The following is a 13,891-nucleotide window of genomic DNA, read 5'->3' on the forward strand; positions in this document are numbered from 1 at the left end:
GGGCAAGGTCAGATGAACCACGGGCTCAGGTTTTGGCGCACGCGGTCCAGCGGGGAAACGCCCGTGGTGTCGGGCACGAAGGTCTGGCCGGTGATCGTCTCATACGCCTCGACATAGGCGGCGGAGGTCGTGGCGATCATGTCGGCCGGAATCTCGGGGATCGGATCGGCATAGGGGTCGCAGCGCGCGGCCACCCAGGAACGGATCACGTCCTTGTCGAAGCTGGCGGGGCGGGTGCCCTCCTCGAACGCCTGCGCGTAGGAGGCCGCGCGCCAATAGCGCGAGCTGTCGGGCGTGTGGATCTCATCCGCCAGCAGGATCCGGCCCTCGGCATCCAGACCGAATTCGTATTTCGTGTCGACCAAGATCAGGCCGCGATCTTCAGCCACCTGCTGGCCGCGCGCGAACAGGGCCAGTGCGGTGGCCGACACCTCCTCCCACTGGGCGGCGGTCAGCAGGCCGTTCGCCACGATCCCCGCCGCGTCCAGCGGTTCGTCATGCCCGCCGTCGAACGCCTTCGATGTGGGGGTGATGATCGGCGTGGGCAGCGCCTGGTTGGCGCGCAACCCGTCGGGCAACGTATGGCCATACATCTGCCGCACGCCGTTGTTGTACATCGTCAGAACCGACGTGCCCGTGGTGCCGGCGAGATAGCCGCGCACGACAATCTCCACCGGCAGAATCTCCACCCGCCGCCCGATCACGACATTCGGATCGGGATAGGCCACGACATGGTTCGGCGCGATGTCGCCCGTGCGGTCGAACCACCAGCGCGCCATCTGCGTCAGCACCTGCCCCTTCCACGGGATCGACGTCAGGATGCGGTCGAAGGCCGAAATGCGGTCGGATGAGATCAGGATGCGCTGCGCCCCCTCGCCCCGGTCGGGCAGGTCATAGCAGTCGCGCACCTTGCCGAAATAGGGGTTGGGCAATTCGGCGATGCGCGCCTCGGGCAGAACGCGGGTCAGGTCGAGTGCGGGCATGGCGGGCCTCCTGTTTGTCGTCTCATGGGTCGAGGGACGGAATATGTCAACGCCGCCCTGCGAAGAAGGCGCGCAGAAGGGCGGCGGATTCGGCGTCGGCGATGCCGTCATAAACCTCGGGCGCGTGGTGGCATTGCGGATGGCTGAAGACGCGCGGGCCTTGCGCCACCCCGCCAGATTTCGGATCGGCGGCCCCGTAATAAAGCCGGGCGATCCGCGCCGCCGAAATGGCCCCCGCGCAGATCGGGCACGGTTCCAGCGTGACGTAAAGGTCATGCCCCATCAGCCGTTCGGTTCCCAGCGCGCGGCAGGCCTCGCGGATCGCCACCACCTCGGCATGGGCGGTGGGGTCGCACCATTCGCGGGTGCGGTTTCCGGCGCGGGCCACCACGCGGCCCGCGGGGTCCACCACGACCGCACCCACCGGCACCTCGCCCCGGGCGGCGGCGGCGCGGGCTTCTTCCAGCGCAAGGGTCATGTGGCTGCGGAACGGGATCATGCCCCCTCTTGCCTTGGGCCGACGATCCTGACAAGAGCTTGCCCCTTGCCCCGCCCACCCCTACGGTGGGCCGACCCCGCACCGTGAGGATGCCATGACCGACACCACTCCCCCCCCGAACGGCGAACGCATCGCCAAGGTCCTTTCCCGCGCGGGCATCGCCTCGCGCCGCGAGGCCGAACGCATGATCGAGGCGGGCCTTGTGAAGGTCAACGGCAAGGTCATCGACAGCCCGGCGCTGAACGTGCAGGCCAGCGACCGGATCATCGTCGATGGCAAGCCGCTGGACGCCCCCGAACCCGCGCGGCTGTGGCTGTATTACAAGCCCGACGGGCTGGTCACGTCGGAAAGCGATGAAAAGGGCCGCCAGACGGTGTTCGAATCGCTGCCCGAGGATATGCCGCGCGTGATGTCCGTCGGGCGGCTGGACCTCAATTCCGAAGGTCTGTTGCTTCTGACCAACGACGGCGGGCTGAAACGGCGGCTGGAGCTGCCCTCCACCGGGTGGCTGCGCAAATACCGCGTGCGGGTGAAGGGCAACCCGACCGACCCCGATCTGGAGCCGCTGCGCCGCGGCATCACCATCGACGGCGAACGCTTTCAGCCGATGGATGTGAAGCTGGACCGGCATCAGGGCGCGAATGCCTGGCTGACCGTGGGTCTGCGCGAAGGCAAGAACCGCGAGATCCGCCGCGCCATGACCCATATCGGCCTGACGGTGAACCGGCTGATCCGCGTCAGCTATGGCCCCTTCCGCCTGAACGACCTGAAACCCGGCGAGGTGGAGGAGATCCGGCCCCGCGTCCTGAAGGATCAGTTGGGCCTGACCGATCCGGCCGAGGACGCGCCCAAGCCCCGCGGCAAGGGTCCGGTGGTGCGCAAACCCGCCACCGGACCCCGCGGGCGCGGACCGGCGGACATGTCCGATCCGACGAAGCGCGAACGCCCCGTCAAACCTTCGGGGAAACGGCCTTCGGGCTTGAAGGGCGGACCATCTCGAACACCTCGTTGATCGTGGCGTAATCCATGTAGCCCAGGCGCGACAGCGGGCGGAAGCGCGTGATCTCGAACCGCCCGTCGATCAGGCAATCGTCGCGCATGTGAATGCCCGTCACCTCGCCCAGGATCAGCATGTTGCCGTCGCCCAGAAGCGGCACGATCTGCGTCACGCGGCATTCCAGCGCGGCCGGGGCGCCCGCCACGCGGGGACAGTCGATGGTGGTGCATTCCGCCTTCTCGATCCCGGCGGCGGCGAATTCATCCGTGCCGCGGGGAAAGGCGGCGGAGGTTGCGTTCATCGCCTCCATCGCCGCCGTTTCCACGATGTTGACGCAGAACACCCCCGCCTCCTGCACCGCCGCCGCGCTGTCCTTGACGCCGGTGGAGGCGAACATGACCTGCGGCGGGGTATAGGCGACCGCGTTGAAGAACGAATAAGGCGCGAGGTTGTCGCCCATGGGTCCGCGCGTGGAAATCCAGCCGATCGGGCGCGGTGTCACGATGGCGTTGAACGGGTTGTGCGGCAGGCCGTGGCCGTCTTCGGGGCGATAGAACATGGACGCACTCCTTAGCGTTTGCGATGGTTGTGCCTGCATGTTACGCGCGTTTCCAGAGAATATTCATGACGGGGACGCGCGTGTATCGGCTGGAGCAGGAAACGCCTGCCGATTGGTGGGAGGTCGAGAGCCTTTACGATCTGTGCTTCGCCCCGGGGCGCACGGCGCTGTCGTCCTACCGCCTGCGCGACGGGGTGCCGCCCGTCGCCGCCCTGTGCGCCCTGTTGCGCGACGCGGATGGCACGCTGGCCGCCGCCATCCGCTACTGGCCGATCGAGGTGGCGCAGAACGACGTGCTGCTTCTGGGCCCCGTCGCTGTCCACCCCACCCGTCAGGGCGAAGGACTGGGCGCGCTGTTGATGACCGAAACCCTGAAGGAGGCGCGGGTCATCGGCTGGGAGCGGGTGATGCTGGTGGGCGACGCCCCCTATTACCGCCGTTTCGGGTTTCGTAAGCTGGAGGATGTGGTGATGCCGCCCCCCACCAACCCCGAGCGGGTGCTGGGCCTTGCGCTGGTGGCGGGGGCCTGGACCGGCGTGGCCGGACCTGTGACGAAGGCGCGGGGGGCCTGAGGTTTTCGCCTCCGATCCCCCATGACCACTGGCGACGGCGGCGCCCCTGCATTAGGTTCGGGATGTTGTGTTGCGGAATGGGGCCGACATGTCGGGAACGGCGTTCGAGAAAATCGCTTTCCTGCTGCTGATGGGGGTCATGATCTTCGTCGCCTCGGGCGGGGGGGCCTGATGGGCGGGCTGTTCCGGCGTCCCAATGCCTTCGACGGCAAGCGGCGGATGCGGGGTGGAATGCGCGCGCGGCTCTTGGTGCTGCCCGCGATCCTGTTCTTTCTGTCCGGGTTCGGCGGCACGGCCCCCCAGATGCTGATGGGCCTGATCGCCGGCGGGCTGATCCTTGGCGCATCCTGGATGACGCGCGAAGGGTTGAAGGCCGAAATCGCCTACGACCAGCGCGCGCTTGCCCGCCGCCCTGCCCTGCCGCGCAAGACGTTCGGGGCCGCGCTGACGGGTCTGGGCCTTGTGGCGGGCGGGTTGATGAACGGGCAGATCGTGTTCGCCGCGATCTTCGGCCTGATCGGCGCGGGCCTGCACGTCGCGGCCTTCGGCACCGATCCGTGGCGCAGCAAGGGCGAAGATGTGGACCGCGTCAGCCGCGCCGTGACCGAGGCGGAGGGCCATCTGGCCGCCATGCAGGCCGCGATCGCCCCCTTGTCCGACCGCGCGTTGAACAGTCATCTGGCGCGGGTGAGTGCGACCGCCCGCACCCTGCTTGGTCAGGTGGAGGCCTCCCCTCGCCTCCTGCCGCTGATCCGCAAGGACACCGCCGTCTATCTGCGCGCGGCGCGCGACGCCTCGCAGAAATTCGCCGATCTGCAGCGGGGCCACCCCGACAGCGGGGCGCGGCAGGACTATATCGCCATGCTGGTCGATCTGGAAACGACCCTGGCCGCCCGCAGTGCGCAGGCGCGTCTGGGTGACCGGACCGATCTTGACGTGGAAATCGGCGTTCTTCGCGACCGCCTGACCCGCGAATGAACAGGAGAACGACATGAAGACGACCGTGGCCCAGACCGCCGCACAGACTTCGGACGACATTGCGGCCCTGCCGGCGAACGCCGTCCCCGACGACGATCTGCCCGCCTCGCTGGACACGGCCACGCCCGAGGATGCGATGGCCATCCGCGCCCGCATGGACGAATTGGACGTGGACGACGCGCAGTCGATCCTGCGGTTCGGAGCCAAGGCGCAGGGCGATCTGCGCGCCATCAGCGCCGAGATGCTGGAGGATGTGCGCACCAAGTCCCTGGGCCCCGCGGGCGACAGCCTGCGCGACATGATCACCGTCATCCGCGGCTTTTCCGTGTCCGAACTGGACGTCCGCCGCAAACCCACATGGTTCGAGAAGGTGACCGGCCGCGGCGCGCCGTTCACCAAGTTCGTCGCCCGGTATGAACGCATCCAAGCGCAGCTTGACCACGCGACCGAGGTTCTTCTGGATCACGAACACAAGCTGCTGAAAGACATCCGCAGCCTCGATATCCTCTATGACCGCACGCTCGATTTCTATCGCGAGCTGGGTCTTTACATCGCGGCGGGCGAGGCGGTGCTGAACGATCTGGACCGCGACCGCATCCCGCGCGAAGAAGGTGCCTTGTCCGACCGCCCCGACCACGAACGGATGCCCGCGACGCAGGCCCTGCGCGATCTTCGCGCGGCCCGCGACGATCTGGACCGGCGGGTGCATGATCTGAAGCTGACCCGGCAGGTGACGATGCAGTCCCTGCCCGCGATCCGGCTGGTGCAGGAGAACGACAAGGGACTGATCGGCAAGATCAATTCCACCCTCGTGAACACCGTGCCGCTGTGGGAGACGCAACTGGCGCAGGCCGTCACCATCCAGCGTGGCCGCGAGGCGGCGGGCGCGATCCGCGCGGCGAACGACCTGACCAACGACCTGCTGAAGCGCAATGCCGAATCCCTGCAAAGCGCCAACCGCGAGATTCGGACCGAGATCGAGCGCGGCGTCTTCGACGTGGACGCGATCCGGCAGGCCAACACCGTTCTGGTCACCACCCTGAACGAAAGCCTGCAGCTGACCGAGGATGCCAAGGCGCGGCGCGCCAGCGCCGAAGACAGCCTGAGCAAGATGGAAAGCGATCTGCGCGACACGCTGGCGCAGATGGGCACCATCGACATGTCGGCGCGGGGGTGATCATGGCGCGGCGCGGCTGGTTGGGAATGGGGATCTTGTGTATGATGCTGGCCGCCTGCGCCAGTCCCGCCCCCGTGGCCCCCACCCCGGTGGAGCCCACGCGGCCCAAATCGCGCCCCGACCTGCCGCCCGTCGGCCCGCCCTCGGCCATGTCGCTGGCCCTGGTGGATTACTACAAGGGCATCCAGTCCAACCTTCTGTCCCGTGGCCTGCTGCGCACCGATGGCGGGGGGGCGGACACGCCGTTCGACGACCGCATCCTGACCGAAACCTTTCTTCGCATCGCGATGTATGACGAGTATGCGCGTGGCCCGGAGGGGTTCGTCGCGGCGGAAACGCCCACCCCCTTGCGCCGCTGGACGCAACCGGTTCGGGTGGGGCTGCTGTTCGGGCCGTCGGTCACACCGCAGGCCCAGGCGATCGAGCGGGCGCGGATCGGGTCGTATCTGGGCCGTCTGGCGCGGGTGACGGGCCATCCGATCGGGCTGGTGGACGGCCACGCCAATTTCAACATCTTCATCGTGAACGAGGATGAGCGCCGTGCAATGGGATCGGCCATCGCGCAGGCCGCCCCGTCCCTCACCCCGACCGAGGTTGCGGCGGTGCAGGGTTTGCCGAAAGAAACCTACTGCCTCGTCTATGCCGGGTTGAAACCCGACAGCACCTATTCCGGGGCCCTGGCCCTGATCCGTCAGGAGCATCCCACCCTTTTGCGCATGGCCTGCCTGCACGAGGAGATCGCCCAGGGCCTCGGCCTTCAGAACGACCACCCCAAGGCCCGCCCCTCGGTCTTCAATGACGATGAGGAATTCGCCCTTCTGACCCGCATGGACGAGATGATGCTGCGCATCCTCTACGACCCGCGCCTGCGCCCCGGCATGACCGAGGCGGAGGCGCGGCCCATCGTCCAGACGATTGCGGCCGAACTTCTGGCACCCGCGGCAAGCTGACCGTCCGCGATCCGTGGGCATTGCCCCGCGCATTGCGCACAGGCGGTAAAATCCCCCTTAACGGCCGCTATTTTAATTGGCGGGCCGCTTAAAAAAAACGAACCCCTTTGCAATCCGTTACATAGGTAGTTTAATCAGGGCGCGGCCGTCGAATGGCGCCGTTGGTGAATCAATGCGTGTGATTGGGCGAGAGTGGGTGGGAACGCCATGACGGATGAAACCCGTATCATCGAGCTTGAGCAGGAATTGATCGAATTGCGCCGCGCGGCGGTGTCGGTCGTTCTGCGTCTCGTTCCCCTGCGCACCGACACCACGCGTTCCGATCTGGCAACCGAGTTGGACCGCCTGGCCCGGACCGCCGCCCCGGTGGAGGCGCGTCTTCTGCGCCTTGTGGCCGAGGCGTTGCGCCGGGAATGACCCTTTGGGGTTGCGGGATTGGCCGGTTGCTTCTAGATAGGCGCGTCACTATCCGAAAGCCGTTCCCGCATGGAAAACGTCCTGCTTACCGTTCACCTGATTCTCGCGCTCCTGCTGGTGGGCGTGGTGCTTCTTCAACGGTCGGAAGGCGGCGGGCTTGGCATGGGCGGCGGCGGTGGCGGCGCGATGTCGCAGCGGCAGGCGGCCAACGCCATGACCCGCGCCACCTGGATCATTGCCGTGGCCTTCATCTGCACCTCGTTGGCCCTGACGATCGTGGCGGCCTCCAACAGCTCCACCGGCTCTGTTCTGGACCAGATCGGCTCGCAGGGGGAGGCGGACAGCGGCGCGCCGGTCGGCAATGACCTGCTGCCCCCCACCACCGGATCCAACCCGCTGGCCCCGCCGCGGGCCGAGGATCTGACCCCCGGCGCGGCCCCCGAAACGCAAGGGCAGACGCCCGTTCCGCCGGCCCCCGCCAACTGATCCCCACCCCTCGGGCGACCAGAACCGAAGTTACCTGCATCTTGCGGGACGGGTTGTGCATGGCTGTGGTCTGCCTTATACCCCAAGTCCCGTGATGCTGCGATTCATCGAACCCGAATCGCCTATCGCATTGACCAGATCACGGGAGTTTCCACGCATGGCACGATACGTATTCATCACCGGCGGCGTGGTGTCTTCCTTGGGCAAGGGCCTCGCCTCGGCCGCATTGGGGGCGCTTTTGCAGGCGCGGGGATACACGGTGCGGCTGCGCAAGCTCGACCCCTATCTCAACGTCGATCCCGGCACGATGAGCCCGTTCGAACACGGCGAGGTCTTCGTGACCGATGACGGCGCGGAAACCGATCTGGACCTTGGGCATTACGAACGTTTCACCGGCGTGTCGGCGCGGATGACGGATTCGGTGTCTTCGGGCCGGATCTACTCCACCGTGCTCGAGAAGGAACGTCGCGGCGATTACCTGGGCAAGACGATCCAGGTCATTCCGCACGTTACGAACGAGATCAAGGATTTCCTCTCCATCGGCGAGGATGAGGTCGATTTCCAACTGTGCGAAATCGGCGGCACCGTGGGCGACATCGAGGGCCTGCCCTTCTTCGAGGCGATCCGCCAATTCGCGCAGGACAAGCCGCGCGGCCAGTGCATCTTCGTCCATCTGACGCTTCTGCCCTATGTCACCGCCAGCGGAGAGTTGAAGACGAAGCCCACCCAGCATTCGGTCAAAGAGCTGCGCTCCATCGGCATTGCGCCCGATGTGTTGCTGCTGCGCTCCGAACAACCGATCCCGGAGAAGGAGCGTGAGAAGATCGCGCTGTTCTGCAACGTCCGCAAGGATGCCGTGATCGCGGCCCCCGACCTCAAGACGATCTACGAGGCCCCCCTCGCCTATCACCGCGAAGGTCTGGATCAAGCGGTTCTGGATGCCTTCCAGATCCAGCCCGCGCCGAAGCCCAACCTCGACCGCTGGACCGATGTGATGGACCGGCTGGAGAATGCCGAAGGGGTGGTCCGCGTGGCCATCGTCGGCAAATACACCCAGCTTGAAGACGCCTACAAATCCATTGCCGAAGCGCTGACCCATGGCGGCATGGCCAACCGCACCCGCGTAAAGGCCGAATGGATCGATGCCGAGAAGTTCGAGCATCAGGATCCGGCCCAGTTCCTTCAGGGGTTCAACGCCATCCTCGTCCCCGGCGGGTTCGGGGAACGGGGCACCGAAGGCAAGATCAAGGCCGCGCAATACGCCCGCGAAAACAACCTGCCCTATCTTGGCATCTGCCTGGGAATGCAGATGGCGGTGATCGAGGCGGCCCGCAATCTGGCCAAGGTCGAGGATGCGGGATCGGAGGAGTTCGACCACGAGTCCGGCAAGAAACGCTTCACTCCTGTCGTCTATCACCTGAAGGAATGGGTGCAAGGCAACCACGTCGTCGAACGCAAGCTGGGCGACGACAAGGGCGGCACGATGCGTCTGGGCGCCTATACCGCCGCGCTGGCCGAAGGGTCGCTGGTCTCCAAGGTCTATGGCGCGACCGAGATCGAGGAGCGGCACCGCCACCGCTATGAGGTCGACACCACCTATCGCGAGCAGCTTGAGACTTGCGGGATGTGGTTCTCTGGCATGTCGCCCGATGGTCGCTTGCCCGAGATCGTGGAGATCAAGGACCATCCGTGGTTCATCGGCGTGCAGTTCCACCCCGAATTGAAATCGAAGCCCTTCGCCCCCCACCCGCTGTTCGCCGATTTCGTGCGGGCCGCACGGGATGCCAGCCGCCTCGTTTGAGGTCAGCGCCCCTCGGGGCGCTTTTCCTTTTCCCGCCGGTGTGCAAATGTCCGCCCCCAAACAGGAGGCGGCGATGAAACAGGTCATCTGCATCAATTGGGGCACAAAATACGGCCCCCCCTTCATCAATCGCCTTTACGCGATGGTGGCACGCAACATCACGCCCCCCTTCCGCTTCACCTGTTTTTGCGACAATACCGACGGCATCCGGGCGGAGGTCGATTGCCAGCCCCTGCCCGAGATCGACTATGAAATCCCGGTGACGCGAAAAGGCATCTGGCCGAAATCGCGCCTGTGGGGGGCGAAGCTGGGGGATCTGGAGGGGCCGGTCCTGTTCATGGATCTGGACGTGGTCGTGACGGGCAATCTGGACGATTTCTTCACCTATGGCGATCCGGATCGGGTCATCCTGTCGCGCAACCCCGCAAAGCCGTTCGAGCGGCTGGGACAGACCTCGGTCTTCCGTTTCCCCGTGGGCAAACTGACGCCGCTGCAAGACCGGTTCAAGGCCGACCCCTTGGGCGTGGCCGAGGAATACGGTTATGAACAGCGCTTCGTCACCCGCAACGCGCCGGGGGGGATCGACCTGTTCCCGAAGGCGTGGGTGCGGCATTTCCGCTATCAATGTATTCCGCCCTTCCCCCTGAACTTCGCGATGACGCCGCGTTTGCCGAAGGATGCGCGGATCGTCATTTTCCCCGGCGGGGTGTTTCCCGAACAGGCGACCGCCGGCGGGTGGCTGGGGCGCGAGGGGTGGGGCCTTGGCCGCCACCTGAAGAACACCTTCAACGGCCCCCATCCCGACGGATCGAACTGGCGCTATCTTCGCCACTGGATGAAGCCGACCCCGTGGGTGGGCGACGCTTGGCGCGAATGACAAAGGCCGCCCCGAGGGGCGGCCTTTTCGTGTGCCGGGGGTGGGTCGCTCAGACCTCGCCCTTGCGCGATCCCCAGATGCACAGCAGCGTGATGACGGCCGCCGCGCACAGGTAATACCCGACCGCGTGCAGCCCGTAATTCGCCTGCAGATAGGTCGCGGCATAGGGCGCGAGCGAGGCCCCGAAGATGCCCGCGAAGTTGAACGTCAGCGACGAGCCGGTATAGCGCACATGCGTCGGGAAGGGTGCCGCCAGCGCAGCCCCGATCACGCCATAGGTCACACCCATCAGCGCCATGCCGATGATGACGAAGATGATGATCCCCTGCGGCCCCATCGACCACAGCGGTGCCAGCGCGAAGGAGAACAGCGCGATCAGCACCGTCACCACCGTCAGAACCGCACGGCGGCCATAGCGGTCGCCCAGTTTGCCGGCCACGGGAATGGCCAGACCGAAGATGATCGCGCCCAGAAGCTGGATCTCGATCGCCTCAAGCAGCGGCATGCCGATGACGCGGGTGTTGTAGGACAGAAGGTAGGCCGAGCCGATATAGAACAGCACGAAGGTCGCCAGCGCCACGAAGGTGCCGAGGAACAGGCTGCGCTTGTGCTTGGTGAACACCTCGGCCAGCGGCACGGCCACGCGGTCATGCCGGTCGATGGCCTTCTGGAAGGCGGGTGTTTCCGTGATCGACAGACGCACCCACAGGCCGATGACGATCAGCAGCGCCGAGGCGAGGAACGGCGCGCGCCAGATGCCGCTTTCGGCGATCCAGACGCGGGGATCGGCCCCTTCGGGTGCGAAGTTCAGGATGATGAAGAACACGCCCGACGCCAGGAACAGCCCGACCGGCGCGCCCAGTTGCGGGAACATGCCATACCAGCTGCGCTTGCCCGGAGGGGCGTTTTCGGTCGCGATCAGCACCGCCCCGCCCCATTCGCCGCCCAGACCGAAGCCCTGCCCGAAGCGGCACAGCGCCAGGAACAGCGGTGCCAGCACGCCGATTGAGGCATAGGTCGGCAAAAGACCGATGATGACGGTGGAAATCCCCATGGTCAGCAGCGCCGCGACCAGCGTGGCCTTGCGCCCGATCCGGTCGCCGAAATGGCCGAACACGATCGCCCCGAAGGGCCGCGCGAAGAAGGCGATGGAGAAGGTGGCGAACGACGCCAGCAGCGCCGTCATCGGATCGGTGCCGGGGAAGAACAGCACCGGGAACACCAGAACGGCCGCCGTGGCATAGATGTAGAAATCGTAGAATTCGATGGTGGTGCCGATGAGACTGGCCGCCAGCACGCGCGACGGCTTGTTCAGCGGCTGCGTGCGGCCCGCCCCGGCATCGGTCGATGTGATATCGGTCATGACAGGTTTCCGGACAAACATAAGATGAGCCGGATTAGCGCAATCTTCCATCATTCGGAAGCACGAATTTATGGAAATGTTACTTACCTTGCGAAAATCAAGGGGGGAATATAAAAGCGGCGGATGTTGTCCTACCAGCACCTCTATCACGCGGGAAACCTTGCCGACGTTCAGAAACACGCGCTTTTGTGCGTGATGCTGGACTATATGACCCGCAAGGAAAAGCCCCTCACCTACATCGAATCCCATGCGGGTCGGGGGCTGTATCGCCTGGATGCCGAGGAATCGCTGCGGACGGGCGAGGCGGAGAAGGGCATCGGCGCACTGGCGGACGCGTTTCCCGCCGATCACCCCTATCGCCACCGGCTGGACGAGGTGCGGTCGCAATGGGGCCAGACCGCCTATCCGGGGTCGCCCCTGCTGGCGGCCCTGTCGTTGCGGGACACCGATCCGCTGCACCTGTGCGAGTTGCATCCGCAGGAACACCGTATCCTGACCGAGGTTCTGTCGCCCTGGGGCGCGCATATCCACAAGAAGGACGGGTTCCAGATGGCCCTTGCCCTCACGCCCCCGACCCCGCGGCGTGGGATGCTGCTGATCGACCCGCCCTATGAGGTGAAAAGCGATTACGAGGTGATCCCCACCCATATGGCCAACATCGCGCGCAAGTGGAACGTGGGCGTGCTGGCCTTGTGGTATCCGCTTCTGGCCAGCGCCGCGCATATCGGAATGCTGGCCGCCCTTTCCGAACGGTTCCCCGACGCCCTGCGGCACGAGGTTCGGTTTCCCGTGGCCAAGGCGGGTCACCGCATGATCGGGTCGGGCATGTTCATCGTGAACGCCCCTTACGGCACGGCGGATGAGGCAAGGCGGATCGACCGCATTTTCCACTCGACTTGACGGCGCGGCGCGTCAAATACTCGACCATGTTCGAACAGCTTTTGCACCGCATCACCTCCACCGCCGACCGGACCTTGCCGGAGCCGGACTCGCGTCTGGCGCTGGCGGCCCTTCTGGTCCGCGTCGCCCGCGCCGACGGCACTTACTCCGACGGCGAGATTGCACGCATCGACCGCGTGCTGGTTCAGCGCCACGGCCTGTCCCCGGCGGAGGCGACCGACCTGCGCCATCAGGCCGAAGCGCTGGAGGCCGAGGCCCCCGACACCGTCCGCTTCACCCGCGCCCTGAAGGACGCCGTTCCGGTCGATGACCGCAACGCCCTGATGCAGGCGCTGTGGTCCGTGGCGCTGACGGACGGGCGGGACGCGTCGGAGGATCAGGTCATCCGTCTTGTCTCCAGCCTTCTGGGGGTGACGGATCAGGATTCGGCACTGGCGCGACAAAAGGTTCAGAAGGACTGACGCATTCGCGATTGCGCGGGCGCGCCCTTGGTTTTATCTTGTGCCGATACATTCAAGCGAGGTCCCGTGACGTCTGCCCCATCCGCGCCGGTGATCGAAGTCCGGAACCTGCACAAGGCCTATGGCCCGCTTGAGGTGCTGAAGGGCGTGGACCTGACGGCCCCGAAGGGGCATGTCGTGTCGTTGATCGGATCGTCGGGGTCGGGCAAATCGACGCTTCTGCGGTGCTGCAACCTTCTGGAAGACAGCCAGGCCGGCGACATCCGGTTCGAGGGGGAGCCCGTGCGCTGGCAGGGTCAGGCGGCCACCCGCCACCCCGCCGATCGCAAGCAGGTGCTGCGCATCCGCACCAATCTGTCGATGGTATTCCAGCAGTTCAACCTGTGGTCCCACATGACCATCCTGCAGAACGTGATGGAGGCGCCGGTGACCGTTCTGGGCCGTCCGCGCGCCGAGGTGGAGGGCAAGGCCCGCGAATATCTGGCCAAGGTGGGCATCGCCGACAAGGCCGACGCCTATCCCGCGCAACTGTCGGGCGGGCAGCAGCAACGCGCCGCCATCGCCCGCGCCCTGTGCATGGAACCCCGCGCCCTTCTGTTCGACGAACCCACCAGCGCGCTGGACCCCGAGCTGGAGCAGGAGGTCGTTCGCGTCATCCGCGCCCTGGCCGACGAAGGGCGCACCATGATCATCGTGACCCATGACATGAAGATGGCCGCCGATTGTTCGGACCATGTCATCTTCCTGCATCAGGGCCGCATCGAGGAAGAGGGCCCCCCAGCGGCCCTGTTCGGCAATCCACAATCCCAACGCTTGCGCGGGTTCCTGACCCCGGGCGGCGCGGGCAATATCCAATGACAGGGAGATATCA

16 protein-coding genes are annotated in these 13,891 nt (G+C 65.9%); 12 read left to right on the top strand and 4 right to left on the bottom strand.

The genetic code is table 11. From position 1 onward, the window contains the following. Positions 1-8: 8 nt before the first annotated feature. Positions 9-983 carry a phosphoribosylaminoimidazolesuccinocarboxamide synthase gene (locus MU449_RS10560; protein WP_244738046.1) on the bottom strand — a complete coding sequence of 325 codons (975 nt, stop codon included), beginning with the start codon at positions 981-983 and terminating at the stop codon, positions 9-11. 46 nt (positions 984-1,029) lie between these two features. After that, entirely contained in the window at positions 1,030-1,479 is a 450-nt protein-coding gene (locus MU449_RS10565) for a nucleoside deaminase (protein WP_244739041.1), read from the bottom strand. 97 nt (positions 1,480-1,576) lie between these two features. Between MU449_RS10565 and MU449_RS10570 the strand changes: the two genes are divergently transcribed. After that, positions 1,577-2,494 (top strand): pseudouridine synthase, encoded by a 918-nt coding sequence (locus tag MU449_RS10570; protein WP_244738047.1) that lies wholly within the window; start codon positions 1,577-1,579, stop codon positions 2,492-2,494. Here MU449_RS10570 and MU449_RS10575 read toward each other — a convergent pair. Beyond that, positions 2,433-3,038 carry a flavin reductase family protein gene (locus MU449_RS10575; protein ID WP_244738048.1) on the bottom strand — a complete coding sequence of 202 codons (606 nt, stop codon included), beginning with the start codon at positions 3,036-3,038 and terminating at the stop codon, positions 2,433-2,435. The genes MU449_RS10570 and MU449_RS10575 overlap by 62 nt on opposite strands. 80 nt (positions 3,039-3,118) lie before the next feature. On the opposite strand from MU449_RS10575, the gene MU449_RS10580 reads away from it, so the two are divergent. The 8 genes from MU449_RS10580 (at position 3,119) to MU449_RS10615 (ending at position 10,296) form a co-directional block, all read left to right on the top strand. After that, on the top strand, positions 3,119-3,610 hold the full coding sequence (locus MU449_RS10580) for a GNAT family N-acetyltransferase (protein ID WP_244739042.1): 492 nt from the start codon (positions 3,119-3,121) through the stop codon (positions 3,608-3,610). Positions 3,611-3,781: 171 nt separating this feature from the next. After that, on the top strand, positions 3,782-4,588 hold the full coding sequence (locus tag MU449_RS10585; RefSeq protein WP_244738049.1) for a 5-bromo-4-chloroindolyl phosphate hydrolysis family protein: 807 nt from the start codon (positions 3,782-3,784) through the stop codon (positions 4,586-4,588). A 13-nt stretch (positions 4,589-4,601) separates the two neighbouring features. Continuing rightward, entirely contained in the window at positions 4,602-5,765 is a 1,164-nt protein-coding gene (locus MU449_RS10590) for a toxic anion resistance protein (RefSeq protein ID WP_244738050.1), read from the top strand. A gap of 41 nt (positions 5,766-5,806) precedes the next feature. Beyond that, positions 5,807-6,715, top strand: a complete 909-nt coding sequence (locus tag MU449_RS10595; protein WP_244738051.1) for a DUF2927 domain-containing protein — start codon at positions 5,807-5,809, stop codon at positions 6,713-6,715. A 207-nt stretch (positions 6,716-6,922) separates the two neighbouring features. Continuing rightward, the gene (locus tag MU449_RS10600; RefSeq protein WP_244738052.1) at positions 6,923-7,132 is read left to right on the top strand and encodes a hypothetical protein; all 210 of its coding nucleotides are present in this window, start codon (positions 6,923-6,925) and stop codon (positions 7,130-7,132) included. A gap of 69 nt (positions 7,133-7,201) precedes the next feature. Beyond that, positions 7,202-7,618, top strand: coding sequence for a preprotein translocase subunit SecG (gene secG, locus MU449_RS10605; RefSeq protein WP_244738053.1), 417 nt, complete (start codon positions 7,202-7,204; stop codon positions 7,616-7,618). 157 nt (positions 7,619-7,775) lie between these two features. Further along, positions 7,776-9,419, top strand: coding sequence for a CTP synthase (locus MU449_RS10610; RefSeq protein ID WP_244738054.1), 1,644 nt, complete (start codon positions 7,776-7,778; stop codon positions 9,417-9,419). Positions 9,420-9,492: 73 nt separating this feature from the next. Further along, positions 9,493-10,296: a glycosyl transferase gene (locus tag MU449_RS10615; RefSeq protein WP_244738055.1), complete on the top strand. Its 804-nt coding sequence runs from the start codon at positions 9,493-9,495 to the stop codon at positions 10,294-10,296. A 49-nt stretch (positions 10,297-10,345) separates the two neighbouring features. On the opposite strand, the gene MU449_RS10620 is transcribed toward MU449_RS10615, so the two are convergent. Beyond that, the gene (locus MU449_RS10620) at positions 10,346-11,659 is read right to left on the bottom strand and encodes an MFS transporter (protein WP_244738056.1); all 1,314 of its coding nucleotides are present in this window, start codon (positions 11,657-11,659) and stop codon (positions 10,346-10,348) included. Between the two features lie 123 nt (positions 11,660-11,782). Between MU449_RS10620 and rlmJ the strand changes: the two genes are divergently transcribed. The 3 genes from rlmJ to MU449_RS10635 all read left to right on the top strand — a co-directional run bounded on the left by rlmJ (position 11,783) and on the right by MU449_RS10635 (position 13,878). Beyond that, positions 11,783-12,559, top strand: coding sequence for a 23S rRNA (adenine(2030)-N(6))-methyltransferase RlmJ (gene rlmJ / locus MU449_RS10625; protein WP_244738057.1), 777 nt, complete (start codon positions 11,783-11,785; stop codon positions 12,557-12,559). A 26-nt stretch (positions 12,560-12,585) separates the two neighbouring features. Further along, entirely contained in the window at positions 12,586-13,020 is a 435-nt protein-coding gene (locus tag MU449_RS10630; RefSeq protein WP_244738058.1) for a tellurite resistance TerB family protein, read from the top strand. A 66-nt stretch (positions 13,021-13,086) separates the two neighbouring features. Beyond that, positions 13,087-13,878 (top strand): ABC transporter ATP-binding protein, encoded by a 792-nt coding sequence (locus MU449_RS10635; RefSeq protein WP_342345654.1) that lies wholly within the window; start codon positions 13,087-13,089, stop codon positions 13,876-13,878. Positions 13,879-13,891: the final 13 nt, after the last annotated feature.

It is taken from the genome of Falsirhodobacter halotolerans, assembly GCF_022899245.1.
In the GTDB taxonomy this organism is placed as follows: domain Bacteria; phylum Pseudomonadota; class Alphaproteobacteria; order Rhodobacterales; family Rhodobacteraceae; genus Falsirhodobacter; species Falsirhodobacter halotolerans.